Here is a 25,078-nt window from a genome sequence, read left to right on the forward strand (position 1 = left end):
GGGCAATTGTCAGACTTTAGGTCTAGCTGCTTGAAGCGCTTGCTGGCAAATGAATGTGCCACATTCAAGGGCCTTTTCGCGGGACAAGCCCGCTCCCACAAGCACCACCAGCACCTTGGACTGAGGTGATCCTGTAGGAGCGGGCTTGCCCCGCGAAAGGGCCGGACCAGAAGAACTAGTTCACCAACGCATGCTGCACTTCGCCAACAGTCGCCGCCAAACTATTCAGGTGCAAACTCAACACCCGCTCCACCGGCGCCTGATCCAGCGGCCAGTGCAAGGCAATGCTCCCGGCCAGCTGCCCCTGCACCCGCACCGGCAAGGCGATCGCCCGGATCAGGAACGGCAAGCGCACCGGATACTCCCAATAGCCCTCGGTACGTTGCCCAAAGCCCTTGTGCGCATCCCCTTCCAGGTCACGCAACAGCTCATCACCACCCACCCGCTCATGCCCAGCCAGGCGCCGCACCTCGTCCACCGCCAGCTCCTTCAGGCACGCCCGGCCCATCGCCGAATGGAACAGGCTGGCATGCTGCCCGACGATCTGGCAGTTGTTCGGATAACGCTTGCGCAACACCTGCGGAATCGCGCTTTCCATCACCTCCAGCCGCTCACCGTCGAAGCACGACAGGTCGACCACCAGCCCGGTGCGCTCGCTCAGTTCCAGCAACAGCGGCGCGGCGCTTTCCACCAGCTGGCGCTTGAAACGCTGCTGGCGGTCGCCGAACAGGCGGCGGGCGCACAGTCGGTAACGCCGGTCGCTCAAGCCGCGGTAGACCCAGCCCTGTTCCTGCAAGGTGGCCAGCATGCGCGAGGCCGTGGCCTTGGGCAGGCCAGTGAGGTAATGCAACTCTTCAAGGCCCAGGGCCTGATGCTCGCCAAGCAGTTCGACGATGGCCAGCGCGCGCTCCACCGAGCGCACGCCACCGCTGTCTGTCGCTGTGCCCATGTCTCCGACCTCCCTGTCTGTGCGTGGATGGTCATCATGCCCAGCAAGATACGGGCCGGGCCAGCCCTTTCAGCGTGCCAACAGGCTCGGCGGCGGGCGCCGTTCCACCCAACGGGTCAGCTGTTCATGGGCGTAGGCCAGCTGCAGCACGGCATGGTCGGCCTGAGCCGGGCCTATGATCTGCAGGCCCGTCGGCAACCCGGCGGCATTGAAGCCGACCGGCACGCTCATGCTCGGCAGGCCGGCCAGGGTCGGCCCGATCACCACCTCCATCCAGCGGTGGTAGGTGTCCATGGTCCGTCCCCCGACCTGCTTCGGCCACGCCTCGGCTGCGTCGAAAGGGAACACCTGGGCCGAGGGCAACAGCAGGAAATCGTAACGTTCGAACAGTTTTTGCAGTGCCTGGTACCACGCGCTGCGGTCCACTGACGCCTGATAGACAGCGGCGGCGCTGAGCTGCAAGCCGCCCTCCACTTCCCATTGTGCCTCGGGCTTGAGCAGCGCCCGCTTGTCTGGGTCGGCATAAGCCGCCGCCAGGTTGCCGTGCACCAGGAAGTGGCGGTGAGTCAACCAGCATTGCCACAACCGCGCCTGATCGAACGCGGGCTGGCAGGCTTCGACTTCACAGCCAAGCTCGGCGAAATCGGCCAAGGCCGCTTCGCACAGGCCCAGCACGCCGTCTTCCATCGGCAGGTAGCCGTCGTAGTCACCCAGCCAGCCGATCCGCGCGCCCTTGAAGTCACGTCGCAGCCCGGCCGCGTAATCCCGCCCGCCGTCATTGAGCGACAACGGCACCCGCGGATCATGCCCGGCCTGCACCGTCAGCAAGCGGGCGACATCGGTGACACTGCGCCCCATCGGCCCCTCGGTGGCCAGCTGCTGCACGAACAGCTCAGGTGTCGGCCCATAGGGCACCCGCCCCAGTGATGGGCGCAGGCCGAACACATTGTTGAACGCCGCCGGGTTGCGCAACGAGCCCATCATGTCGCTGCCATCGGCCACCGGCAGCAGCCGCATGGCCAGCGCCGCCGCCGCGCCACCGCTGCTGCCACCGGCCACGCGGGTGGGGTCGTAGGCATTGGTGGTGGTGCCGAACAGCGTGTTGTAGCTCTGCGAGCCCAGGCCAAACTCCGGCACGTTGCTCTTGCCGACGATGATCGCCCCGCTCGCCCGCACCCGCGCCACGCTGATGGCGTCGTGTGCCGGCACCTGCTCGGCGAACAGCGGCGAGCCCAGGGTGGTGCGCAGCCCGGCGGTGGCGGCCAGGTCCTTGATCGCCTGGGGCATGCCGTGCATCCAGCCACGGGACTGGCCTCGCGCCAGTTCGGCGTCGCACGCATCGGCCTCGGCTAACAGATCTTCACCGGCGCGCAGCGACACCAGCGCATTGACCTGTGGGTTGTAGCGCTCGATATGGCCCAGGTAAGCCTGCATCACCTCGCGGCACGCCACCTGGCGGGCATGAATGGCCCGGGACAGGGCTTCGGCGTCGAGGGCGACGATCGGGTCGATAGCTAACGCGTTCACGGTTTCACTCCAAGGTTGTAGGCGACGGCCTTACCGGCGCGCGGTGCTTCTTTCAGGCAGTAGGTGCCGAGCAGGGTCAGCAGGCAGGCGAACAGCACATAGAACGACGGCGCCACCGGGGTGCCGAGCACGTTGCTCAGCCAGGTGACGATCAGCGGCGCAAAGCCGCCGAATACCATCACCGCCACGTTATAGGCCACCGACACCCCAGTGGAACGCACCTCGACTGGGAACTGCTCGGCCAGGACGGTCGGCGCCGGGCCGAAGAAACCGCCAATGGCGCTGCACAGCAGCAGCTGCATCACCAGCAGGCGTTCGATCGACGGCGCCGCAGCCACCCACACATACAGCGGGTAGACCATGACGAAGAACGCCAGGGTGAAGGCCATCAGCACCGGCCGCCGTCCGAGACGGTCCGACAGCGCGCCGGCCAGAGGAATGACCACGGTCATCAGGCCCACGGCGAGCATCTGCACCAGCAGCACCTCGTCCAGCGGCAGACCAAGGTTCTTGTGGGCGAAGGTCGGCATGTTCACCAGCACCACGTAGAACGACACCGTTGCCCCGCAGGCCAGGCCCATCGATACCAACAGGGCGCGGCGGTGCTCACGCAGCACCTGGCCCAGGCTCGGCGCCTGGCCCTTGGCCTGCTTGCGTGCTTCCAGAAACTCCTCGGGCTCTTCCATGTGCTTGCGAATCCACAGCCCCACCGGGCCGATCAGCAAGCCGAGCACGAACGGGATCCGCCAGCCCCAGCTGTCCAGCGCCTCGGGCGTGCACAGGTGGGTCACCAGCGCGACCATAGCAGCCCCGGAAAACACCGCCAGGCACTGCCCCACCAACTGCCACGAGCCATACAGGCCCTTGCGGTTGGCCGGCGCGCTCTCCACCAGGAACGCCGTGGCGCTGGCATACTCGCCGCCGGTGGCAAAGCCCTGCAGCATGCGTGCGACCACGATCAGCAGCGGCGCGCCCATGCCGATGGCCAGGTAGTTGGGGGCGAAGGCGATCATGGCGATCGACACCGTCATCAGGCGGATGATCAGCTGCATCGCCGCCTTGCGCCCCTTGCGGTCGGAATACACACCCAACAGCACCCCACCCACCGGGCGCATGAAAAAGCCCACGCCAAAGGTGGCCAGGGCCATCAGCAGCGAGGCGTATTCGTCGTCCGAAGGGAAGAACTGGCGGGCGATGATGCTCGCCAGAAAGCCGTACACGATAAAGTCGTACCACTCCAGCGCATTGCCGATGACCGCCGCCACCACTTGCCGGGTACGCGACGCGCCTGTATTGGAAATCTGCATGCGGAACACTCCATCTTCTGTTCAAGTGATCGCCCAGGCGCAGCTGCGCCCGGGTTCCAGCGGCAGTCGTCAATACAGGGGAATCAGGCCGGCTTGAGCCAGCTCTCGGCCATGGCGCCCCAATAGGCGGCGCCAGTCAGCAGGATGTCGTCGTTGAAGTCGTAGGCCGGGTTGTGCACCATCGGCCGCTGCAACCCGTTGCCGATGAACAGGTAGGCGCCCGGGCAGCGCTGCAGCATCCAGGCGAAGTCCTCGCTGCCCATCAGCTTGCGGGTGTTGCCGTCGACCTTGTCGGCGCCCAGCAGCGCTTCGCCGACCTGCTGGGCAAAGGCGTTTTCCGCCGCATGGTTGACCAGCACCGGATACGCCGGCCGATGCTCGATGCTGGCCTTGCAGCCAAAGCTTTCGGCCTGGCTGACGATGATCGCCCGCACCCGCTCCAGGGTCTGCGCCCGCACCTGGGCATCCAGTGCCCGCAGGCTCAGGCGCAGCAGCGCCTGCTGCGGAATCACGTTGGCCGCCTCACCCGCCTGCAGCGCGCCAACCGTGACCACCGCCGCCTCCTGGGCATCGATGTTGCGCGCCACCACGGTCTGCAGCGCCATCACCACGCTGGCCGCTGCCACCAACGGGTCGACTGTCAGGTGCGGCATCGAACCATGCCCGCCGACGCCCTCGATGGTCACGGTCAAAAGGTCCTGCGAAGCCATCATCGGCCCCTCACGGAAGCCCAAATGCCCTGTCGGCAACCCCGGCATGTTGTGCATACCGAACAGCGCATCACAAGGGAAGCGCTCCAGCAGCCCATCGGCGAGCATCGCCTCGGCCCCGCCCTGGCCTTCCTCGGCCGGCTGGAAGATCAGCGTCAGCGTGCCATCGAACTGCCGCGTCGCCGCCAGGTAACGCGCCGCACCCAGCAGCATGGTGGTGTGGCCGTCGTGGCCGCAGGCGTGCATGCAGCCCTGGTGGCGGCTGCTGTAGGCGGCGCCGGTGGCCTCGTGGATCGGCAACGCGTCCATGTCGGCGCGCAGGCCCAGCTTGCGCGGGCTGCTGCCATTGCGCAGTACCCCGACCACACCGGTCTTGCCGATACCGGTATGCACCTCATAGCCCCACTGCTGCAGCAGCGTGGCGACCAGGGCCGAGGTGCGGCTTTCTTCGAAACCGAGTTCAGGGTGAGCGTGGATATCGTGGCGGATGGCGTGCAGGTCGCTGGCCACGTCGTTGAGCCAGGCCAGGATGTGCTGGTGTTGCTGCATGGGGAATCTCCTCGCGCGGGTGGGTCCCGTTCTTGTTGTTCGCTTTGAGATCACGACGGGAAAGGCAGGTCGTGCTTGGCGACAGATAAGCGCGAGTGGCGAGGGAGTACAAACGAATGTGGTTCCGCGTAGTGGAACCACCTTAGAAAAAGTGATTGTAGAGCGCGTACCCACATGCCAGCACCCAGAGATTCAGAATGATCATGGAGAGGCTGCACCCTTCATAGATATGACTCCAGGGCACCACATGGACCAGCTTCTCTGGCGGTACGCTTTTCAGGTAACGGTGGCGGATGATGAAGTAGAGGATGCTGATGACCGGGTAGATGTAGACGGCTATCAATACGGCATTGAGGCCGGCAAAAAGCGCCAGGAACGCTGGTGTTAAGAGGTAGGCGCACTTTACCCAGAAATCCATCTCTACGAGATGCTCGTGCACTTCACCACCGGGGTGCGGTGGCTTTTTCTTGCGTTTGGTCGTCCTTGCGGGCATTTGAAACTCCGTTTGAATTGAGGCCATTTGCGCTTTGATCATGCTGCCTCCATGGCAAATCATTCGCCATCGAAACTCTCGGCCGGCAAGCTCGAGGCAAACTGCCAGGCCTTGCGCCCCATGGCGTCGTAGCCGTAGCAACTGGTGAGCTTGCCCTGGGTGCGGTAGACCTCGCGGTGCAGGTCGTCACGCTCCAGGTCACTGATCACCTGGCCGTCCATGTTCAGTTGGTGCAAATGGCCGCTGCCGTAGTACAGGTGGTTGAGCTTGTGGCCATCCGGAAGGGTCAGTGTGGTGGGGTTCATGGCGCGCTACGCTGGTCCAGTGCTCGACCACCAGTGGTTTATCGCCCAGGGTTTCCCAGCGGTAGTGGCAGCCCAGGCCCAGGGCGTTGCTGTGGGTCACCATCAGGCCTTCGGCTTAACTGAAGCTGCGCACGGTGTCGCCGTTACGGTTGATCACCGTGGTCAGCTGGCCGGGTTCATCGTAGCGGTACTGGGTCAGCGTTTCGACGGCCTGGTTGTCGACTACGCGCTTGATGTCGGTCAGGCGGCCCAGCGGCTTGTCGTAGTGCAGATGTACGCGGATACCACCGGTGACACGGAGCGGAGTGAAGTACAGGAGGAGGCTGATCTAACGCTGACAGTATTTTCGCCAGTAACAAATAATCATTAAATCGCAGGTGATCATGCCAGTTGCGCGATCACCCCTAGAGTTTATTTTTAAAGATCAGGCTCTAAAGGCAAACCATGCAGACCAGTAAAATCCACGCCCGCCCTAAACGGAAGAAAAAGTTAAACTGCTGCCCTTTCATAGCAATCGCCTTCCAAGGCGACAAGAAAGCTGATCCCCCAAGGCTTTTGTTAATGGCATTAAGACCCCCAAACATAAGGCTCGGGAAGCTCAATCAAAAGTTACTCGTTGAACGCCACCCAATGCCTCCAACGCCGCAGAGCTACCGTCTATTTAACAAAGAAATCTCAAGCTACAGGAAGTAGGCATCACTTATCACAAATCTGCTCGCGACCACCACAAGAGATTGCTGGATGCATTCAACAAAACTTCAATTCAGAGCCCTGCTGCTAATCAAGGACAGATTCATTAGAATCCGAGTTCTCTAAGAATATCGACATCCAGGAATCCATCACATCCCACAAGTCGATATTTCGTGTCGGCGTGTCCGGTTCCTCATGCCACCATATCAAAGCCTCAGCCTCAGCCGGAGGCTTGGTCAAAGACAAGTAATCACCCGCACCACTGGAAAAAACGCCTGTCATATCAGGAAGCGCTACATATTCTTCATCGCACAGTTCTTTGATCGAAACAAAGTCCTCTACTCTGGATGGCCCCATGCTACATCCAATGTAGAATCCAAAACCATTGTGCAAGTTCGTATAGAACGCCTTGAGCCTTCCCGGGAGCCACTGAATTCTATTATTGACTGATTGCTCAAGCCCCAGCGGCACCCCCCCCATGTAAAAGTACAAGTCGCCATTCTCGCTATACACATACATGAGATATGGCCGATCGCTGACCGCCAACACCGTTCCCAATACACATTTATCGAGCCATGCACTTACCCAAGGCAAAAGCTCAGCAAAATTCGCCCACTCTGCCGGAATGCCCTCCCTCCCACCATTTGAAAACCCAAAGTCGCGCCACTGCTCGGGAAGGTTTACCTCTGAGGGAACCTCATCAGCTGAAAAATAAACATCATAACCTTTGAGCTCGTTTACAATACGCACTTTCAAGGAGTCAGACCAATTCATTTCATCTCACCTCAATAACCCGATAACAGCCCATGTATGTACTGTTGTATTTCTGGCTCCAGCTTAACTGCTTTTTCCATCATTGCAGACCGGAACGCAGGATCAACTGGAATATCGCCCTTCTTATAGAGTTCCCATTCCGCAAACGATTTAGCACCCTTTGAGGTGTTCGCCACTTCACTCAACCCCTGGAAGTTTGGCTCGTAGTTTAGCACTTTTACTTGATCTTCGAAAGTCAGTCGCGAAAAACCTTCCATTTCAGTAATTTTCTTCATGGGAACAATATGATCTGCATGCAGCGCCTTTGTCACCTCAAGGCCTGGCAACGCCGGATCTTTCATAGGAAGAGTGACATCTTCGTTTACGGCTTTTCGAATTGCCGCACTTGGCGTTTTACTTCTGAGCTTTCCATACAGCTCCGGGGAAATCTTATCCGACTTTACAGGCAATATTGGCTTTTTAACAATTTTAACGTTAGCGAGATTAGAGCCAAATCCCTGAGATTTGAATTCATAACGAGCATCAAACCACTTCCCTCCTTTCGCTCCTAGCCCTCCGCCAAGCAGGGCGCCGCCAAAAGCCAACAGCTTTTGCCCGTCCGAACCTTCGCCAAATAACTCTCCACCTGCCCAATGACCAGCCATCCCACCCGCGACGCCACCCACCAGTCCAGCAAAAACCAAAATTGGACTCGCAAATACCAAAGCACTTGCAATACCCAATGCCATCACAGCCCTTTCAAGTATTACGGGAACCTCAGGATCTATGGCATCTGTAGTTTCAGTCCCACCTCCAATAAATACGTCTGGCGATCCGGAGCTAACTTTCCCATCGCAGACCGTGCGATCTCCTACTCGCGCGGCAGGCTGACCATTTATGTAGACTGTGTCACTTCCCTGTGCCAGTATTCTAGGCCCGCCCGGATGCTTCGAGCATTCTGCGTTGTCGAGATGTGCTCTTGCCGCTGATTTACCATTTATTGAGACGTTACTTGAACCCGACCGGATTTGACCCGCTTCACTACAGGCAAAAGACAAACTTCCAATAAGCTGCCCGATGCCAGCACCGGTAGCGGCACCTGCTCCAACCATCGCAGCCAGCGCAACCGCCCCAAAGCCGCCGGTACCGACCACAGCAATACCGATTAGAACCGCTCCTGCTCCTATTGCAAGGCCTGCAAGCAATCCTCCCAGAGCGCTGGAATGCTCAATCGGATCACCTAGGCGTGCAGCTGCCGCGCTCATACGCGCTGATCCCGCTCAGCCTCGCTTTCACTTTTTGAGCCCCCCTCAGACTTGCGTAACTCCAGGCTGCTGACTATCTCATCGAAAGCGCTGCGCTCTTCCGAGGTCATTCCTTTAGGATTATTGCTAGTACCCGTTATTTGCAATAGCAATGGTCGTCCAAACTCATCCTGGTGCAGGAAGATCAACTGAACCTGATGAACCGGCTTTCCTTGTTGCCGCCAGCGAAACTCAACGCGACGAGCGTCCACTCCCGCGATTTCTAGCGGCGAAATGGGCTCAATCCACTGCAAATGTGATAGTGATTTTTGCACCTCGTCGAGCAGCTGTTGAGCCACTGTTTCCAGATCAGCGTCTGGCTCAGCCGGCGAGCGACCCACCACCAAAGAAAACGGACTGGGTCCAATATCCGTCAGAGTAAAAACATGAAAAGTTTTATCTTTCAGATTTTCTGGCCGCGTAAAACTCAATTCATTCGTTAGAAAGAACTTGGGTGGTGGAGGGAGTGCGTCCAAAGCCTCCTTTTCCAGACGTTCACGCTCAAGACGTTCTTCACGTTCACGCCGCTCCGAAAGACGATCATAGATATTGCCACGCATAGAACTTTTCCTTGTCGCAAATCAAGACTTGTTCAAATTAATTATTTTGCTTCCGGCAACATCGACGGTGACACCTGATAGAGTAATCGTGCCATCTGAATTCATTACCAACGTGCTACTCCCCACCTCCAAGGTAATAGATTTCGCCGCCTTGATTTTCACATCCCCCTGATCCACGGTCACAAAATACGAACCTTCCTCCACCGCAATGCTAGTTTCCAGCTTGATGGTTTCGGAGTGCTTGCCGTCGACCTTGATGGTTCTGTTGCCACCCACCTTTAGGCTGTCATCTGCCTCGACCTCGATATCAAGGTTACGCTCGGCGTGCATAATTATTTGCTCGGCGCCAGCCTTATCTTCAAAGCGGAAGAAATTCGCGTTTGAACCTTTACCTTTGGTAGAGCGCGTCAGGAAACCACTCTGAGTCTTGTTCGCCGGCAGCGACCATGGCGGGGTGTTGCTGCTGTTGTACAGGCTGCCCATGATCAGCGGGCGGTCCGGGTTGCCGTCGAGGAACACCACCACCACTTCGTCGCCCACACGCGGGATCTGGATGCTGCCGAAGCCGCCGCTGGCACCGGACTGGGCCACGCGTACCCAGCAGGAACTCTGGTCGTTGAACTCGCCATTGCGGTCCCAGTGGAACTGCAATTTCACCCGCCCCAGTTCATCGGTGTAGATCTCTTCGCCGGGAGGGCCAACGACGATGGCTGTCTGCGGCCCGCTGATGCCCGCCCTAGGCGTGTTCAATGCAGGGCGGAAGGGAATTTTCCGGCGAATGCAGCTGAAGCTGTTGCGGTAGCCCGCCTCACCGTCGTTGGTGTAGTTGTTCTGCCCCCAGTGCGTAACCGAAAGCAACAGAAACTGCCGGTCATCCGGGGCGTCATTATCATGATCGTAATGCTGACTCAGTTCAAAGTAGTGGCCAGGCTCCATGGCGCGACAGTTGCTCTCGCCATGGAAGGTCTTGCCGTCCACTTCCATCGCCTCCAGCCGACGCCGCGCCTTGCGCACGCCTTCATCGGCGTCGGCGTAGCCGTAGAGGCCTTCGTATTCGAAGACTTCATACTGGCCGACCTCGCCCTGCTGGTTGACGGAATTCAACTGCACCAGGTGCGGGTTGCCCGGTTGCTTATAGTCGAACGATTTCAAAGCCAGGCGCGTCGGTTGCATCCGCCGCGCCGAAGACCATTTGGTGATCGAGTCTGCGGTTTCGGTGACAGAAGCACTGTGGTAACGAATCAACGGTTGGCGCTCGAGCTGCGGAAGCATGCTGCTGTCATCGCTGATGATCATGCGATGGCCTTCCTGGGTGTGCTCGAAGGTGAAAAACAGCCCTTCTTGCTCGAGCAGACGCAACACGAAGTTCAGGTCCGACTCCTGATACTGGGTGCAGTAGCTTATCGGTTTAAGCGGTTGGCTCAGGCGGAACTCGTACTCGGCCAGGGTCAGGTAGTACGCAAAGACATCCTTGACGATCTGCTCGGTGGTCTTGTCCTGAAATATCCGCGAATCGCGGCGACGGCTGAGGATCCATATCCACGGCACGAGCTCGGCAGTGTAATTGGCAATGCCACCGTCGGCACCAGCATGTACGAAGTCCGACACGTGCGCGCTGATGTAGCGGGTGCTGCCATCAGCCAGCGCGATCCCTACCGTCACCTTCTTGCCGATGAGTTTCTTGAGTTCGATGCGCGCATCCTGGGAGATAAGCTGCACCTGGAAACTGAACAGCTCCGAAATCGCCTCGCGGCCGCTGAAGCTCAGCAGCTGCAGCTCTTGTTCGGGAGGCAGCGGCGAGTCGAAGGTAAACAGACGTTGATGCTGCGTAAGGATCGATTCGAGGGCGTCCGTAATCATGTCAATGCATCCTGCACCAAGCTGGAAATCTTCCAATGAAAACGCGCTTAACAGAGGCTGTCAAATGATGGCGATACGCCAGATGCCATCAAGCTGACGTCAAAAAGCCTCTACGGGAAGCAGCATCGCGGGCTGTGGAGCAGTAGACGGTTTCTTGGTTAATTACATCGTATTGTGTCCGTCGGTTTGATCTGTCGGACATCGGAGGTGTACGCTCCTTGCGCTCAGCCGAGAGGCAATACACTGCGAATTTCAGGGAGAATCGCCATGAGCGTGAGTGAAAACCAACTCAGCCAACTGGACCGGGAGATGGACCAGAATCACCGTGAGATGGTGATCATGTCGATCGAGGACTTCCAGGCACAAGCCCAGTACGCCCAGAGAGCTCACGGTGCAACGCAGGCTCCACAGGTGTGCACTCGCACCCAGGGCGACATGCTGACCGGCACCTGGCAGAGCGTGAAATCCACCTACAACGGCCTGCCCCACACTTTCGTTAATACGACCTGGGGCGTGCCCACGCTCATGGCCGGCTGGGATTTAAAAAACACTGCCGTTTTCATTCGCGATATGAACGGGCTAGGCACGAAAGTGCGCTACACCGTGCGCAACGGCAAGCAGTACGTGATCCTCACCGGCTACCCAGGCCTGCGCAAGACGCTCAATGCGCCCCGTTATGGCATCCAGAACGCCAAACTGGTCAGCATGGGCATCGGCAAATACGGTGTGCGCGGTTCGTCCATCAAAGGCTTCAAACTGTCCTGTTATGTGGCGGTAGCCATCGAAGTCGCAGAATGGGTATTTGCCGACGAGCATGTGATGAGCGACCTGTTTGGCGGTATTGGCGTTGAGCTGATCAAAGCCGGTATAGCTTCGGCGATCGGGTATGCTTTCGGACTGGCCATTGGCTCAATGGCCACTTTCGCCGCCGCACCCGTCATCCTGGGGGCTGCAGTTGCGTTCGTAATTGGCGTTGGGCTTAACGAACTTGATGTCCGTTATGGAATAAAAAACTCGGTTAAAGCGGGTCTTCGGTATGCCGTGGACCACATTGAATATTTGCGCCAGCAGGCCATAGAGATTACTACCAAGGAGATGCAAAAATACGCAGAGGAAAAAATCACAAATATTGCTAGCGAGGTTGCAGACACTCTCTATAACGAGGCCAAGCGCTGGGCACTGCAAAAACTTCAGCCTGGAGACCTCAATCTGCCTGGATGGCCCAGTGTGCCCGAGCTTCCATCTATGCCCTCACTCCCGACGTTCAACATTCCAAAGTTTTAACCATGACTATTCAACCTCATGAGTTCCACGCGCGCTCTCCCCACCTGTTTCGCCTCATGGCCTTCGCGACTGGCCTAGCAACTTTGATTTTGGGCATTCTGTCAGCTTATTGGCTTGGGAGCTATCTACTACCCTTATTCGGAAGATTGTTAACGAATGCCCCAATCGTGGTGACGCCCTATCTGGTCTTTATGCTCATCGCCATGTGTACGGTCACCCCAATCATAGTTGTTACATCATTGCATGCCTGTTGGCGTGCAAAAAAATTCGACCCAGCCCCCCAATCCCGGATGTTCCGCTTTCAACATAATTCATACAAATTGACACTTTGGTCAATGATTTATATAGCGCCGACGCTGGCATTACTCGTGACTTTTGGCCTGTGGGCGAAGGGGTACACCCCGTGCCAGAAACTCCTGATTTCAGGTTCAGCCTGGAAAGTGTACTGGGTTAATGATGTGCGGTACTGCTTCAAACCTGACTTTTACAACAGCGACGAGCAACCCTGCAAGCGTGTCGGCAATCGAGCTATTTGCACGCAAGCTGATGGACAGCAGTGAGAATTACTAGTACAGCAGGGCACTACAGATGAATAATCCATACTCACAAACTTCACCTGTATCATCGCCCCTCAAGATCAGACTGCTGGCTGTCGGCATGATCATCGCCATGCTGTTGGTCGCGGCCTTCTCGGTCTACGCCTACATCAACTACCTGTTCCCGTTGTACGCCAGGCTGCTGCGTGGCGCGCCTGTCGTGGAAACGCCTTACCTCGCATTCGGCCTGCTCATGGCACCGCCTGCGCTGGCAATTCTGCTGGTTGGCTGTGCGATATGTACCTGGACCGGGAAAAAATTCGACCCACCCGCAGGCTCACGACTGCACCGCTTCCAGACACTGATGTTCGGGCTTTCTCTGAAGACGCTGCTCTACGTCGTCCCTGCCGTGATGATTCTGACGACCCTTGCTCTGCTTGGCAGAGGCTATTCACCCTGCTCGAAGCTGCTGATATCGGGTTCTGCCTCGCAGCTGTTCTGGGTCAACGATGAGCGCGTGTGCTTCAAGCCGGACCATTACATCAACGATAACTGGCCATGCAAGGTCATCGACGGCAAGGACGTTTGCGTACAGGTCGATGGCCGCTGAACTTGACCTGATGAGCGGATGCTGCACTCATCCGTTGAAACCGCCCAACCAGGGTTGAACATGAACACCGAAACCCTCAAACAGAAGTCTCTGAAGCTTCGCCTGATCATTGACAGCCTGAAGGCGCAAGACCCTGCCGCGATGAAGCTGAGCGTCGAACTGGAGCCACTGCTGAATGCAGCAGATCAGGAATGCATCCGCACTCCGATGGAATGGCGCGACATCCCCGGGCGCTACCTGTTCACCGAAGAAGGGCTGCAGCAGTATGCCGATCTCGAGCACGCCTTCGCCGAGTTCCGCATCGAGCTGACAGGGGGCGAGTCCCCTACCCTGCGCAAGCTCAAGGCGCGCATGGGGGAAAAGCCTTCACAGGGGTGATAGGCGGGCAACCTTGTCCTCCCACGCCTCGATGCAACGTCTGACACTCAAGGGGTACGCGCACCAAAGGCCAGTTATTCCTGGACCAAAGGCACGCGCCCCCCTCGGTTTTCGTACAGAGCCTAAAAGCACGCAGCCAATGAACCGAAACTTTTACACCTGATCGTAAGTGAGTTCATCCAACTCATCGCCCGGTGGCGCAAGTTCGAAAATTCGACTGGCCAAATCACGAATGCGTTGCGACCAGGCGACCCTGGCCACCCACTCCGTCGGCATGCCCGATACCCCATACAGGGCCCCCGCAATCTGCCCCGCCGTCGCCGCCACGCTGTCGGCATCATCGGCAAGGTTGGCCGCCAACAGAATCGCATCCCGGAAATTGTCCGTATTCCAAACAGCCCAGAGCGCTGCTTCCAGGGTATCGACCACATACCCGGACGAGCGAATCTGTTCACGGGATTTGTGCTTGTACTCGCCGGCATTGATGATCAAAGCCCGGGGCTGCAGGGGGCGCACCTTCGGCGACAGCGCCTCTTCCTTGTCCGCGCCATTGAGCGCCAAATGCAACTGCGCGCCGAACAACTTGCAGCACTCCAAGACCTCGATCGCGCCATGGGTCACGCTGCTCTGCGTCACGCTTTCCCACCAGGTCGCCGACAGCGAGTGGCGGCGGAAAATGGCCGTAGGCGCGAGCCGTATCAACGAACCATTGCCCGCTGTCGAGGCCTCGAGATTGCCCATCCATTCAAGCCCTTGGGCCTCCCAGCCTTCCAGGGCTCGGCGGGTGACATTACCGATGTCGAAGCAGCGGCCATTGACGCTGTTTTCGCCCTGCCTGTACCAGCGCACCATGGCGTCAGCAAAGGTCGCAAAATCGAACTTGCCTTGGCTTGCGTAGGTGTCCGCCAGGCACAGCGCCATGCTGGTATCGTCGGTCCACTCACCCGGCGCCAGGCGGAAAGGACCACCGCCGACCATATCGCTGACATGCCCGTGATCGCGCCGCTGAAACTCCGGGGTCGTGCCTACCGCATCACCAATCGCCAGTCCCAACAGTGCGCCTTGCGCACGGTCCAACGCTTGCTCCGGTGACAACGTGCAGGGCCTGTCGTCCAACCAGGCTGGCTTGATACGCGGCAGCCTGGGGGCATCGGACTTCAACGTGTAGTCCATGCGCTGCTGCAACTGCGGCGACCACTCAGGCAGCAGGTTGACGTAGCGCTGGGCGTATTCGCTCAGGGATGCATCCGGGCTTCTCAGGTCGATCATGCTGATTCCTTGCTGTGGGTTGCGCTCATCCGTGCGAACATTCTGCTGAACCTGCTGCTCACTGGCAACGACTCGTACCGGCGCAAAGCCGAGGCCACCTGGATGGCCGCTAGAGTCCATCTCCAAGGCGCTTCCCAGCATGAAATTCAACGACACCTACACCAGCCGCGAGCACCGCTTTTCGCTAGGGATAGAAGTGACTTCACAGCAGTGCTACCTGTCGATCCCGGTCAGCAACGCAATGGCCGATTACGAAGAGTATTACCGTATCGACAAGGCCCGATACACGGCCTGGCTACAAGATCCATCGGCAGCACTGCCCATGGTCGTCCGATGCCGCCGCCGCGAACTGGACCATGCCCTGATGATGCAACCTGGCACCCAGCGAGGCACGGCTGACCCGTGCACTTGGGATCTGACGGAAATCTCCGCAGTACTGGCGCGTGCAGCAACCTTGCTGCTGCGCGATGGCGGTTACTCAAGCTGGGCCAACACGCTCCTGGGCTACCACTCACGGCTGCACAGCGACCCCGAACAGGTTCGCTTGAGCGTGTTCGCAATGCCCTGTGGCATGGGCACGCTCAGCGATGCCGTGCTGTATGAAAACGGCACGCTGTCGATCGAGGCCACCGATGAATTGCACGCCTTGCTAGGGTGGCTGCGGGAGTGGGGAATCGAGGGTCGCATGGTGGGTGCAAAGCCGCTCTGACACCCCTCACGAAACCGCTTCGGCACGCCATATTCCGTCGCATTGCCATCATTGAAACGCGCCGCGATGGAAGTCGAATGCCAACGGCATGACGCAAAAAAATGAGACCCACTTCACTTTTTTAAAAAAACTTTTTACGCCAGTTTTTACTGTTCTCTTAGCACTTCAGCCCCCTGACTTTAGGGGCCAAACCCCCATTTCCCGCACTCGAAACCCACCGCCAATGGCATGGCGCCATCATTGCGCCGCATCACAAAACAGGGAAAAAATCGCGCCCCTCGCCGGAACTTCTTCCCCAGCGGGGTGCCCTACTCGGCATTGCTGGCAACACGATATTCATGTGCCAGCACTCAAATTGCCGCAGCCGAGAGGCGCGATTTTCAGGTCCACGCCATTGGCGTTTCAGGACGATCAAGCAGGCTCATGGACGATGTACCGATGACACAGACTTTTGATGTCGAAGCACTGATCAAGCTGCGTAGCCAGACGCGGGCGATCTCCGATGCGCTGAAGGCGCAGGCGGCGGATTACCTTGCCACCGTGGCACCGCTGATCCGTCCGCAAACCCTGTTCGGCGAGTACCTGCAAGGCGCCCAGCGCAGCAGCGGGCGCGAAACCCAGGGCCACTTCCAGTCGTTGATCGAACTCTACGAGCGCATCGGCTCGGCCGCGCCGTTCCAACTGGTCAGCGAGCTGGAAGTGCCGCTGAACCTGATCAGCACCACCCCCGGACTATTCCCGCTGGAATACGACAAGGTCCTCGAGCAGAGCGGCCAGGTCATCCGCATCACCAGCCCGACGCGCTGGGTGGTGGGCTTCCACGCGTTCGACCTGGCGCAGTTTCGCAACGTCATCAAAGACCCCAACCGCAGTAGCGCCGAGCTGTACCGCTTCGTGGTGCACTACCTGGTGCTGTTCTACTGCCTGAGCAAGTCGCCGGGCCTGGGCCGGCTGTTCGAAGGCCTGCGCTACGGGCTGAGCTTCGAGCGCCTGAAGGGCTTTGGCGACCTGCCGTTCTGCGTCATCAGCTCGCCGGTACGCTCGGAACTTCCCGACGATTCGGTTATCCGTAGCAGCACGCAAATTGCCGGCAACACCAGCTTCGAAGAACTGGTGGGGCGCGACAACATCCTGGAAATGAACGACGACATCCGTCAGCGCCTGCTGCTGACGATCGAAGGACTGTAACGCGCAGGGCCCGGTCACGGGCCGCGCAATGATTCGCAGCGAATTGCTCGCACTGGAGAACACGATGGCGAAGAAGGAAAGCACCCAGCACAAACTCGACCGCGTTCGCGCGCCTCGGGTCCATATCACCTACGACGTGGACATCGGTGATGCCATCGAGAAAAAGGAGCTGCCCTTTGTCGTTGGCGTGCTGGGCGATTTCTCCGGCAATCCGCTGGAGCCGCTGCCCAAGCTCAAGGACCGCAAGTTCGTGTTCATCGACCGCGACAACTTCAACGGCGTGCTCAAGGGCATCAAGCCGCGCCTGACCTATCGCGTCGACAACACCCTGGCCAAGAACGGCACCCAGCTCGGCGTCGAGCTGAACTTCAACAGCCTCGAAGACTTCGAGCCACAGAACGTGGTCAAGCAGGTCGAGCCGCTGCGCAAGCTGCTGGAAGTGCGCAACAAGCTGGCCGACCTGCGCAACAAGATGGGCGGCAACGACAAGCTCGAAGAGCTGCTGATGGACGTGCTGCAGAACACCGAAAAGCTCAAGACCCTGGGCAAGGAATTCGGCCGTGAAGCCGAAGTGAAAGACCCGTCCAGCGACGATCGCGCCTGAGCAGGAGCCCGAACATGACCGACAAGCAAACCGCACCGCAACAGGCCGGCGACCTGGTCGAAGTGGAAAACTTCGCCCCGCAGCCTTCGCTGCTCGACAGCATCATTTCGCAAAGCCGCGTGGCCCGCTCCGACACCGAGCGCAACCGCACCCGCGACCTGATCGGCGAACTGGTGAACCAGGTGCTCGAGGGCGAGATGACCCCGAGCAAGGACCTGATCGCCGTGCTCGACGCACGCATCGCCGAAATCGATTCGATGCTCTCCGAGCAGATGAACGAGATCATGCACGCCCGTGAATTCCAGCAGCTGGAAGCCTCCTGGCGCGGCCTGAAGTACCAGGTCGACCAGACCGAGACCAGCACCACGCTGAAGATCCACCTGCTCAACGCCTCGAAGAAAGACCTGGTGCGCGACCTCAAGGCCGCCAGCGAATTCGACCAGAGCGCACTGTTCAAGAAGGTCTACGAAGAAGAGTACGGCACCTTCGGTGGCGCCCCGTTCGGCATGCTGATCGGCGACTACGAGTTCAAGCGCAGCCCCGAAGACATGTACCTGCTCGAAGAGATCTCGCACGTCGCCGCCGCGGCGCACGCGCCGTTCATTTCGGCAGCCTCGCCAGAGCTGTTCGGCTGGGACTCGTTCACAGAGATGTCCGGCCCGCGTGACCTGGCGAAGATCTTCGACACCGTCGAATACGCCAAGTGGAAGTCGTTCCGCGCCTCGGAAGATTCGCGCTACGTCGGCCTCACCCTGCCCCATGTGCTCGGCCGCCTGCCCTATGGCCCGGATACCACCCCGGTGGAAGAATTCAACTTCGTCGAAAGCGTCGACGGCCGCGACCACAACAAGTATCTGTGGATGAACGCCGCCTACGCCCTCGGCACTCGCGTCACCGATGCCTTCTCGCGCTACGGCTGGTGTGTGGCTATTCGTGGCGTCGAAGGTGGCGGACTGGTCGAAGGCCTGCCGACCCACACCTTCAAGACCGACGACGGCGAAATCGCCCTCAAGTGCCCGACCGAAATCGCCATCACCGACCGCCGCGAAAAAGAGCTGTCGGACCTCGGCTTCATCCCTCTGGTGCACTGCAAGGGCACCGACTACGCCGCCTTCTTCGGCACCCAGTCGGCGCAGAAGCAGAAGCAGTACAACACCGACATCGCCAATGCCAACGCACGCCTGTCGGCGCAGCTGCAGTACATCTTCGCCACCTCGCGTATCGCCCATTACATGAAGGCGATCATGCGCGACAAGATCGGCAGCTTCGCCTCGCGCATGGATGTGGAGCGCTTCCTCAACCAGTGGCTGGCCAGCTACGTGCTGCTCGACGACACCGCCAGCCAGGAGGCCAAGGCCAAGTTCCCGCTGCGCGAAGCCCGTGCCGAGGTGTTCGAAGTGCCCGGCAAGCCAGGCGTGTACAAGGCCGTGACCTACCTGCGCCCGCACTATCAGCTCGACGAACTGACCGCCTCGCTGCGCCTGGTCGCCGAACTGCCGCAAGGCGCTCGCGGCTGACCGGCCGCTGTGTACAGGGATGACACATGAGTAACCAGGCCCGCCTGCTGCCCTCGCTGCTCGACCGACTGCTGGACGACCGTCCGTACCAGTCGGCCGAAGCGGCTGACCAGCGCACCTGTTCGCTGGCCGAGTACAAGGCGAGCATTGTCCGCGACCTCGAGGTGCTGGTGAACACTCGCCAGTCCCTGGTTGCGGAGGAGCTCGGCGGTTTCAGCCAGCTCGGTGGTTCCATCCTTGAATACGGCATGCCCGACTTCATCAGCCGCAGCGTGCTCGACCCCCATGATCGCCGGCTCATCCAGCAACAGCTGGAGCGGGCGATCAGCACCGGCGACCGGCGTTTTCGCCGGGTGCGGGTGCAACTGCTGGCCCAGGAAAACGGCCACCGCATGTTGACCTTCCGCGTGGACGCCGTGCTGCGTCTGCAGGACATCAGCCGCCAGGTGTCGTTCGACGCCGTGCTGCAGGTCAACACCCAGGAATACAAAGTGCAGAACCTCAACTGATGCTCGACGAACTGCTGCCCTACTACGAAAAGGAACTGTCGCACCTGCGCTTCCTCGGCCAGGAGTTTGCCGCGCAGTACCCGAAGATTGCTTCGCGGCTGCTGATCGAGGGCGATAACTGCGAAGACCCGCACACCGAGCGCCTGATCGAGGCGTTCTCGTTCCTGTCTGCGCGGGTGCACAAGAAGCTCGATGACGAGTTTCCGGAAATCGTCGAATCCTTCCTTGAGGTGCTGTACCCGCACTACCTGCGCCCTACCCCGTCGATGTCGATCGCCGAGCTGAGCCTGGGCAAGCACGAGAAGGTCACCGAAGCCTACCGCGTGGCGCGCCACACCGAAATGCATGCCAATGCCGTCGAAGGTGTAGTGTGCAAGTTCCGCACCTGCTACCCGGTGGAGCTGTGGCCGATCAGTGTGCAACAGGCGTCGTTCGCGGAAATGGAACGTTCGGCCTTCAACGGCCACAGCGCCGACCTGGTCGCACGCCTGCGCATCCGCCTGCAAGCCACACACGATGTGCTGTTCGGCCAGATGGAAATCGATAGCCTGCGGTTCTTCCTCGACGGTGAAGCGACGCTGATGCTGCAGCTGTACGAGCTGCTGTTCAACAACCTGGCCAAAGCCACCCTGAGTTTCCAGGACGAAGGCCGCAGCCGCGAAGTCGCCCTGCCGACCACCGCCCTGAAAGCCGTGGGCTATGCCCGCGACGAAGGTTTGGTGGACTACTCCGAGCGCTCGTTCCTGGGCTATCGCCTGCTGCACGAGTACTTCACCTTCCCCGACAAATTCATGTTCTTCGACCTGAGTGGCTTTGCGCGCATTCTGCAAGGCAAGGCCGTCGAGCAGGTCGAGATCAACTTCTACTTCTCCGGCTACGACCTCAGCGAGCGCCTGGCGCGGCTGACCCAGAACATCGGGCGCAACAATTTCAAGCTCAACTGCACCCCAATCATCAACCTGTTCCGCCAACAGGCCGAGCCGATCAAGCTGACCCACACCCAGCACGAATACCCGGTAACCCCCGACACCCGGCTGCACAATGCCGCCGAAGTGGTGTCGATCGACCGCGTGCGGCGGGTGCGCAAGCTCGGCGGCATCGACCAGGTCGCCACTTGCCAGCCGTTCTTCGAACCGCGTGGCGAGCAGGACCCGCGCACCAGCTTCTGGATCGCCCGCCGGCGCAACCAGGGCGATGCCACGGCCATGAGCATCCGTGTGGTCGACCGCGACCTGGAACTGATCGACGGCAGCAGCGACACCCTCAGCATCGGCCTGACCTGCAGCAACCGCGACGTACCGCTGATGCTGCCGTTCGGTGGCGACCGCGGCGAGTTCAACATCCCGGCCAACTCGGTGATCAAGGACATCCGCTGCCTGCGCAAGCCCACCGCCACCGTGCGCGTGCCACTGGGCAAGGGCCTGATCTGGCGGCTGATCGCGCACCTGTCGCTGAACCACCTGTCACTGGTCAGCCAGGGCCGCGAAGTGCTGCTCGAACTGCTGTCGCTGTACAACTACCGCAACGTCTCGGCCATTCGCAAACAGATCAACGGCATCAAGGCCATCAGCAGCGAGCCGGTGGTGGCACGCATTGGCCACCCACGGCCGAACTTCGTCCGCGGGGTAGGCATCACCCTGACCCTCGACGAAAGCCAGTTCACCGGCAGCGGCGTGTTCCTGTTCGGCATGGTGCTGGACCACTTCTTCGGCCAGTACTGCTCGATGAACAGCTTCACCCGACTGAGCCTGCGCTCCCAACAACGAGAAAAGAGAATCGTCCAATGGCCAGCACGCACTGGCGATCAGCCCCTGGTCTGATCGATCAGGCCCGAGCCGAGCCGCACCGATTCGAGTTCTTCCAATTGGTGCGCCTGCTCCGCCTGCACTACAGCCGTACCGGGCGCATGGACCTGGCGACCCGGCCGCACGAAGACCCGCTGCGTTTTCGCACTCAGCTGTCGCTGGCGTTTCCGGCCAGCGAGGTCAGTGACCTGCACTTCGAGCGCGAGGGCAAGGTCTCCACGGCCGGCTTGCCGCTGTCGGAGGTCCAAGTCACCTTCATGGGCCTGGTCGGGCCGTCGGGCGTGCTGCCGCGCCCGTACACCGAGCTGCTGCTCGAACGCCACGTGCAGTACCGCGACGATGCCGCCCATGCGTTTCTCGACATCTTCTCGCACCGCATGACCACGCTGTTCTACGAGGCCTGGCAGAAGTACAAATTCCATATCGAGCACGAGCGCAATGGCACTTCGGGCTTCGATGGCTACCTGCTCAACCTGGTCGGCCTGGGCCCGCGTGCGCAAAAGCTCAGGTTCGAAGAGCACCCGTCGGCGCTGCGCCGCGAGCTGTTCAGCTACTTCGCCGGGCTGCTCAGCCAGAAGCCGCGCAACGCGCTCAACCTTGAAGTGATGCTCGGCTTCTATTTCTCGCTGCCGATCAAGGTCAAGCAGTTCGCCGGGCGCTGGCTCAACCTGGAACCCGAGCAATGCACTCAGCTGGGGCGCAAGAACGCGCAACTGGGCCAAAGCGCGGTCGCCGGCAACCGGGTCTGGGACTATCAGTCGTGCATCCGCATCGAACTGGGCCCGCTGAGCCTGGCCGATTACCAGCGCTTCCAGCCGGGCACCGTGTGCTACCGCAAGCTGGTCGAACTGGTGCGCTTCTATATAGGTGCCGAGATGGATTTCGAAATTGCCCCACGCCTCAAGCGCGAGGCGGTACCACGTGCCCAGCTGGGCCGCAGCGGCAATGTCGCCCTGGGCTGGCTGGGCTGGCTCAAACGCCCTGGCCGTGACGCGGAGCCTTCGCGTTGCGCCGTCTTCCACATTCCTTACGATGGGGTCGCCTTGTGAACCTGAAGTCTCTGTTCGCCAAGCTCAACGAAACCAGCCGCACGGCCACTGAAAGCGCGGCGGCCCTGTGCCTGTCGGAGCACCACTACGACGTCGAGGTGGAGCACCTGCTGCTGCAGCTGCTCGACAACAGCGACAGCGACCTCGCGCCGATCCTGCGCCACTACGACGTGGTCGCCGAGCGCCTGCAGGCGCAGCTGGTGACCGCCCTGGGCACCTTCAAGAAAGGCAACACCCGCACCCCGGCACTGTCGCCGCACATCACCCGCATGATCGAACAGGCCTGGCTGCTGGCCTCGATCGAATACGGCGTTGGCCAGGTACGCAGCGCCCACCTGCTGCAGGCCCTGCTCGACGATGCCGAACTGCGCCGCGTGGTGGTCGCTTCAGCACCGGAGCTGGAGAAGATCAACGCCGACGACCTGCGCCTGAACCTCGCCGCGCTGGTCGAAGGCAGCGCCGAGTCGAAACAGGCCAGCGCCCTGGCCAGCCCGGCAGCGCCGGTGGCCGGCAATGCCAAGGCCGGTGGCAAGACACCGGCGCTGGACCAGTACACCGTCAACCTCACCCAGAGCGCCCGCGAAGGCCGCATCGACCCGGTGCTGGGCCGCGAGTTCGAGGTGCGGCAGATGGTCGACATCCTCACCCGTCGCCGCCAGAACAACCCGATCCTCACCGGCGAAGCCGGCGTCGGCAAGACCGCCGTGGTCGAAGGCCTGGCCCTGCGCATCGCCCAGGGCGATGTGCCTGCAGTGCTCAAGGACGTTGCCCTGCACACCCTCGACCTGGGCCTGCTGCAGGCCGGTGCCGGGGTCAAGGGCGAGTTCGAGAACCGTCTCAAGGCCGTGATCGAAGAGGTCAAGCGCAGCCTGCACCCGATCATCCTGTTCATCGACGAAGCCCACACCCTGATCGGCTCCGGCGGCCAGGCCGGGCAGAACGATGCCGCCAACCTGCTCAAGCCGGCCCTGGCCCGCGGCGAGCTGCGCACCATAGCCGCCACCACCTGGGCCGAGTACAAGAAGTACTTCGAGAAGGACGCCGCCCTCGCCCGTCGCTTCCAGGTGGTCAAGGTCGAAGAACCTGACGAAGACAAGGCCATCCACATGCTCCGTGGCCTGCTCGGCAAGATGCGCGAGCACCACAAGGTGGCGGTGATGGACGAAGCGCTGGTACAGGCAGTGCGCCTGTCCAACCGCTACATCACCGGCCGCCAGCTGCCTGACAAGGCCGTCAGCGTGCTCGACACCGCGTGCGCACGCATCGCCCTGGCGCAATCGTCGCAGCCGGGTGCCCTGGAAGACTGCCGCCGGCAGATCGACAACCTGCAGGCAGAAATCACCGTGCTTGGCCACGAAGCCGGCAAAGGTCACGACCACGCCCGCCGCCTTGGTGAGTTGCAGGCGGCCCTCCAGGCCGAGCAGCAACAGGAACAGCAACTGAACGAGCAGTGGCAGCAAGAGCTGGCGCTGGTCGAGCAACTGAAGGCGCTGGACGCCGCCAACGACGCCGATGCCGCCCAGCTCAACGCCCTGCGCAGCGAACTGGCCAGCGTGCAAGGCGACCAGCCACTGGTGCACGCCTTGGTCGACAGTGGCGCCATCGCCCAGGTCATCAGCGGCTGGACCGGTATCCCGCTGGGCAAGATGCTGCGTGACGAGATCGACACCGTGCAGCGCCTGCCGGCCCTGCTCGGCGAGCGGGTGCTGGGCCAGGATCACGCCCTGCACGAGATCGGCAAGCGCATCAAGATTTCCCGCGCGCGCATGGAGGACCCGAACAAGCCGATCGGCGTGTTCCTGCTGCTCGGCCCCAGCGGCGTCGGCAAGACCGAAACCGCGCTGGCCCTGGCCGACACCCTGTACGGCGGCGAGCGCAACCTGATCACCATCAACATGTCCGAGTACCAGGAGGCACACACCGTGTCGAGCCTCAAGGGCTCGCCACCCGGCTACGTCGGCTACGGCGAAGGCGGCGTGCTGACCGAAGCCGTGCGCCGCAAACCGTACAGCGTGGTGCTGCTCGACGAGGTGGAAAAGGCCCACCCCGATGTGCTCGAACTGTTCTTCCAGGTGTTCGACAAGGGCGTGCTGGACGACGGCGAAGGCCGTGAGATCAACTTCCGCAACACGGTGATCATCCTCACCTCCAACACCGGCACCGAACGCATCATGCAGACCTGCCTGAATGCCAGCGAACTGCCAACGCCGGACGCCATCGTCGAAGGCCTGCGCGACGAGCTGAACCAGGTATTCAAGCCGGCTTTCCTCGGCCGCCTGAGCATCGTGCCGTTCTACCCGGTGCAGGACCAGATCCTCGAGCGCATCGTCGCCCTCAAGCTGGAACGCATCGCCAAGCGCTTTGCCCGCAACCACCAGGCCGAACTGAGCTACGACGAGGCGCTGATCAAGGCCATCGCCGCGCGCTGCACCGAGGTCGACAGCGGTGCGCGCAACATCGACAACATCCTGTCCCAGACCCTGATGCCCGAACTCGCCCAGCGCGTGCTCGAGCGCATGGCCCAGGACACGCCGATCGAGCGCCTGGCGATCGAGCTGGGCAGCGATGGCGATTTCGCCTATCGCCTGGCCTGACCCGTACAAGGAGGTTTAG

At 60.6% G+C, this 25,078-nt stretch carries 22 protein-coding genes and 2 pseudogenes; 12 read left to right on the forward strand and 12 right to left on the reverse strand.

Annotation, left to right across the window (positions count from 1 at the left end):
- Nucleotides 1–175: 175 nt before the first annotated feature.
- From C2H86_RS26740 to tssI, 11 genes and pseudogenes are all read right to left on the reverse strand, one after another.
- Complete coding sequence (locus tag C2H86_RS26740; protein ID WP_159410646.1) at nucleotides 176–949, reverse strand: IclR family transcriptional regulator; 774 nt, start codon at nucleotides 947–949, stop codon at nucleotides 176–178.
- A 69-nt stretch (nucleotides 950–1,018) separates the two neighbouring features.
- Nucleotides 1,019–2,476 (reverse strand): amidase, encoded by a 1,458-nt coding sequence (locus C2H86_RS26745; RefSeq protein ID WP_159410647.1) that lies wholly within the window; start codon nucleotides 2,474–2,476, stop codon nucleotides 1,019–1,021.
- Nucleotides 2,473–3,783, reverse strand: coding sequence for a citrate-proton symporter (locus C2H86_RS26750; protein ID WP_159410648.1), 1,311 nt, complete (start codon nucleotides 3,781–3,783; stop codon nucleotides 2,473–2,475). Before C2H86_RS26750 ends, C2H86_RS26745 begins: the two co-directional genes overlap by 4 nt.
- An 83-nt stretch (nucleotides 3,784–3,866) precedes the next feature.
- Complete coding sequence (locus C2H86_RS26755) at nucleotides 3,867–5,042, reverse strand: M20 aminoacylase family protein (RefSeq protein ID WP_159410649.1); 1,176 nt, start codon at nucleotides 5,040–5,042, stop codon at nucleotides 3,867–3,869.
- A gap of 142 nt (nucleotides 5,043–5,184) precedes the next feature.
- On the reverse strand, nucleotides 5,185–5,577 hold the full coding sequence (locus C2H86_RS26760) for a hypothetical protein (protein WP_159410650.1): 393 nt from the start codon (nucleotides 5,575–5,577) through the stop codon (nucleotides 5,185–5,187).
- Between the two features lie 35 nt (nucleotides 5,578–5,612).
- Nucleotides 5,613–5,837 (reverse strand): annotated as a pseudogene (locus tag C2H86_RS26765) (HNH/ENDO VII family nuclease); the annotation flags it as partial.
- A gap of 1 nt (nucleotide 5,838) precedes the next feature.
- A pseudogene (locus C2H86_RS28510) lies at nucleotides 5,839–6,147 on the reverse strand (hypothetical protein); the annotation flags it as partial.
- A gap of 470 nt (nucleotides 6,148–6,617) precedes the next feature.
- Complete coding sequence (locus tag C2H86_RS26775) at nucleotides 6,618–7,304, reverse strand: hypothetical protein (RefSeq protein WP_159410652.1); 687 nt, start codon at nucleotides 7,302–7,304, stop codon at nucleotides 6,618–6,620.
- Between the two features lie 11 nt (nucleotides 7,305–7,315).
- The gene (locus tag C2H86_RS26780; RefSeq protein ID WP_159410653.1) at nucleotides 7,316–8,548 is read right to left on the reverse strand and encodes a PAAR domain-containing protein; all 1,233 of its coding nucleotides are present in this window, start codon (nucleotides 8,546–8,548) and stop codon (nucleotides 7,316–7,318) included.
- Nucleotides 8,545–9,147 carry a DcrB-related protein gene (locus C2H86_RS26785; RefSeq protein ID WP_159410654.1) on the reverse strand — a complete coding sequence of 201 codons (603 nt, stop codon included), beginning with the start codon at nucleotides 9,145–9,147 and terminating at the stop codon, nucleotides 8,545–8,547. The genes C2H86_RS26780 and C2H86_RS26785 overlap by 4 nt, the downstream gene beginning before the upstream one ends.
- A gap of 21 nt (nucleotides 9,148–9,168) precedes the next feature.
- A complete protein-coding gene (gene tssI, locus C2H86_RS26790) occupies nucleotides 9,169–11,007 on the reverse strand; it encodes a type VI secretion system tip protein VgrG (RefSeq protein WP_159410655.1) in 1,839 nt (612 codons plus the stop codon).
- Nucleotides 11,008–11,274: 267 nt separating this feature from the next.
- On the opposite strand from tssI, the gene C2H86_RS26795 reads away from it, so the two are divergent.
- The 4 genes from C2H86_RS26795 to C2H86_RS26810 all read left to right on the forward strand — a co-directional run bounded on the left by C2H86_RS26795 (nucleotide 11,275) and on the right by C2H86_RS26810 (nucleotide 13,815).
- Nucleotides 11,275–12,291 (forward strand): hypothetical protein, encoded by a 1,017-nt coding sequence (locus tag C2H86_RS26795; protein WP_159410656.1) that lies wholly within the window; start codon nucleotides 11,275–11,277, stop codon nucleotides 12,289–12,291.
- 2 nt (nucleotides 12,292–12,293) lie between these two features.
- Nucleotides 12,294–12,851, forward strand: coding sequence for a hypothetical protein (locus tag C2H86_RS26800; RefSeq protein ID WP_159410657.1), 558 nt, complete (start codon nucleotides 12,294–12,296; stop codon nucleotides 12,849–12,851).
- A 76-nt stretch (nucleotides 12,852–12,927) separates the two neighbouring features.
- The gene (locus tag C2H86_RS26805; RefSeq protein WP_159413010.1) at nucleotides 12,928–13,437 is read left to right on the forward strand and encodes a hypothetical protein; all 510 of its coding nucleotides are present in this window, start codon (nucleotides 12,928–12,930) and stop codon (nucleotides 13,435–13,437) included.
- A gap of 60 nt (nucleotides 13,438–13,497) precedes the next feature.
- Complete coding sequence (locus tag C2H86_RS26810; RefSeq protein WP_205524577.1) at nucleotides 13,498–13,815, forward strand: hypothetical protein; 318 nt, start codon at nucleotides 13,498–13,500, stop codon at nucleotides 13,813–13,815.
- A gap of 153 nt (nucleotides 13,816–13,968) precedes the next feature.
- Here C2H86_RS26810 and tri1 read toward each other — a convergent pair whose 3' ends face one another.
- The gene (gene tri1, locus C2H86_RS26815; protein ID WP_159413011.1) at nucleotides 13,969–15,084 is read right to left on the reverse strand and encodes an ADP-ribosylarginine hydrolase Tri1; all 1,116 of its coding nucleotides are present in this window, start codon (nucleotides 15,082–15,084) and stop codon (nucleotides 13,969–13,971) included.
- Nucleotides 15,085–15,223: 139 nt separating this feature from the next.
- Between tri1 and C2H86_RS26820 the strand changes: the two genes are divergently transcribed.
- The 8 genes from C2H86_RS26820 (at nucleotide 15,224) to tssH (ending at nucleotide 25,059) form a co-directional block, all read left to right on the forward strand.
- Nucleotides 15,224–15,793 (forward strand): hypothetical protein, encoded by a 570-nt coding sequence (locus tag C2H86_RS26820; protein ID WP_159410658.1) that lies wholly within the window; start codon nucleotides 15,224–15,226, stop codon nucleotides 15,791–15,793.
- A 438-nt stretch (nucleotides 15,794–16,231) separates the two neighbouring features.
- Complete coding sequence (locus C2H86_RS26825; RefSeq protein ID WP_159410659.1) at nucleotides 16,232–16,981, forward strand: hypothetical protein; 750 nt, start codon at nucleotides 16,232–16,234, stop codon at nucleotides 16,979–16,981.
- Between the two features lie 64 nt (nucleotides 16,982–17,045).
- Nucleotides 17,046–17,585 carry a type VI secretion system contractile sheath small subunit gene (gene tssB, locus C2H86_RS26830; RefSeq protein WP_028697264.1) on the forward strand — a complete coding sequence of 180 codons (540 nt, stop codon included), beginning with the start codon at nucleotides 17,046–17,048 and terminating at the stop codon, nucleotides 17,583–17,585.
- 14 nt (nucleotides 17,586–17,599) lie between these two features.
- Complete coding sequence (gene tssC, locus C2H86_RS26835; RefSeq protein WP_060511716.1) at nucleotides 17,600–19,102, forward strand: type VI secretion system contractile sheath large subunit; 1,503 nt, start codon at nucleotides 17,600–17,602, stop codon at nucleotides 19,100–19,102.
- A 26-nt stretch (nucleotides 19,103–19,128) separates the two neighbouring features.
- Entirely contained in the window at nucleotides 19,129–19,611 is a 483-nt protein-coding gene (gene tssE, locus C2H86_RS26840) for a type VI secretion system baseplate subunit TssE (RefSeq protein WP_159410660.1), read from the forward strand.
- Entirely contained in the window at nucleotides 19,611–21,431 is a 1,821-nt protein-coding gene (tssF, locus tag C2H86_RS26845; protein ID WP_159410661.1) for a type VI secretion system baseplate subunit TssF, read from the forward strand. Before tssE ends, tssF begins: the two co-directional genes overlap by 1 nt.
- On the forward strand, nucleotides 21,395–22,465 hold the full coding sequence (gene tssG / locus C2H86_RS26850; RefSeq protein ID WP_159410662.1) for a type VI secretion system baseplate subunit TssG: 1,071 nt from the start codon (nucleotides 21,395–21,397) through the stop codon (nucleotides 22,463–22,465). Before tssF ends, tssG begins: the two co-directional genes overlap by 37 nt.
- Nucleotides 22,462–25,059: a type VI secretion system ATPase TssH gene (tssH, locus tag C2H86_RS26855; protein WP_159410663.1), complete on the forward strand. Its 2,598-nt coding sequence runs from the start codon at nucleotides 22,462–22,464 to the stop codon at nucleotides 25,057–25,059. Before tssG ends, tssH begins: the two co-directional genes overlap by 4 nt.
- Nucleotides 25,060–25,078 lie beyond the last annotated feature (19 nt).

This window comes from Pseudomonas putida (genome assembly GCF_009883635.2).
GTDB lineage: Bacteria > Pseudomonadota > Gammaproteobacteria > Pseudomonadales > Pseudomonadaceae > Aquipseudomonas > Aquipseudomonas putida_W.

Bases quoted from the DNA above. Each gene is read 5' to 3' on its own strand.
- C2H86_RS26740 (WP_159410646.1), bottom strand. From the start codon at position 949: ATGGGCACAGCGACAGACAGCGGTGGCGTGCGCTCGGTGGAGCGCGCG.
- C2H86_RS26750 (WP_159410648.1), bottom strand. From the start codon at position 3,783: ATGCAGATTTCCAATACAGGCGCGTCGCGTACCCGGCAAGTGGTGGCG.
- C2H86_RS26755 (WP_159410649.1), bottom strand. From the start codon at position 5,042: ATGCAGCAACACCAGCACATCCTGGCCTGGCTCAACGACGTGGCCAGC.
- C2H86_RS26760 (WP_159410650.1), bottom strand. From the start codon at position 5,577: ATGATCAAAGCGCAAATGGCCTCAATTCAAACGGAGTTTCAAATGCCC.
- C2H86_RS26775 (WP_159410652.1), bottom strand. From the start codon at position 7,304: ATGAATTGGTCTGACTCCTTGAAAGTGCGTATTGTAAACGAGCTCAAA.
- C2H86_RS26780 (WP_159410653.1), bottom strand. From the start codon at position 8,548: ATGAGCGCGGCAGCTGCACGCCTAGGTGATCCGATTGAGCATTCCAGC.
- C2H86_RS26785 (WP_159410654.1), bottom strand. From the start codon at position 9,147: ATGCGTGGCAATATCTATGATCGTCTTTCGGAGCGGCGTGAACGTGAA.
- tssI (WP_159410655.1), bottom strand. From the start codon at position 11,007: ATGATTACGGACGCCCTCGAATCGATCCTTACGCAGCATCAACGTCTG.
- C2H86_RS26795 (WP_159410656.1), top strand. From the start codon at position 11,275: ATGAGCGTGAGTGAAAACCAACTCAGCCAACTGGACCGGGAGATGGAC.
- C2H86_RS26800 (WP_159410657.1), top strand. From the start codon at position 12,294: ATGACTATTCAACCTCATGAGTTCCACGCGCGCTCTCCCCACCTGTTT.
- C2H86_RS26810 (WP_205524577.1), top strand. From the start codon at position 13,498: ATGAACACCGAAACCCTCAAACAGAAGTCTCTGAAGCTTCGCCTGATC.
- tri1 (WP_159413011.1), bottom strand. From the start codon at position 15,084: ATGATCGACCTGAGAAGCCCGGATGCATCCCTGAGCGAATACGCCCAG.
- C2H86_RS26820 (WP_159410658.1), top strand. From the start codon at position 15,224: ATGAAATTCAACGACACCTACACCAGCCGCGAGCACCGCTTTTCGCTA.
- C2H86_RS26825 (WP_159410659.1), top strand. From the start codon at position 16,232: ATGACACAGACTTTTGATGTCGAAGCACTGATCAAGCTGCGTAGCCAG.
- tssB (WP_028697264.1), top strand. From the start codon at position 17,046: ATGGCGAAGAAGGAAAGCACCCAGCACAAACTCGACCGCGTTCGCGCG.
- tssC (WP_060511716.1), top strand. From the start codon at position 17,600: ATGACCGACAAGCAAACCGCACCGCAACAGGCCGGCGACCTGGTCGAA.
- tssE (WP_159410660.1), top strand. From the start codon at position 19,129: ATGAGTAACCAGGCCCGCCTGCTGCCCTCGCTGCTCGACCGACTGCTG.
- tssF (WP_159410661.1), top strand. From the start codon at position 19,611: ATGCTCGACGAACTGCTGCCCTACTACGAAAAGGAACTGTCGCACCTG.
- tssG (WP_159410662.1), top strand. From the start codon at position 21,395: ATGGCCAGCACGCACTGGCGATCAGCCCCTGGTCTGATCGATCAGGCC.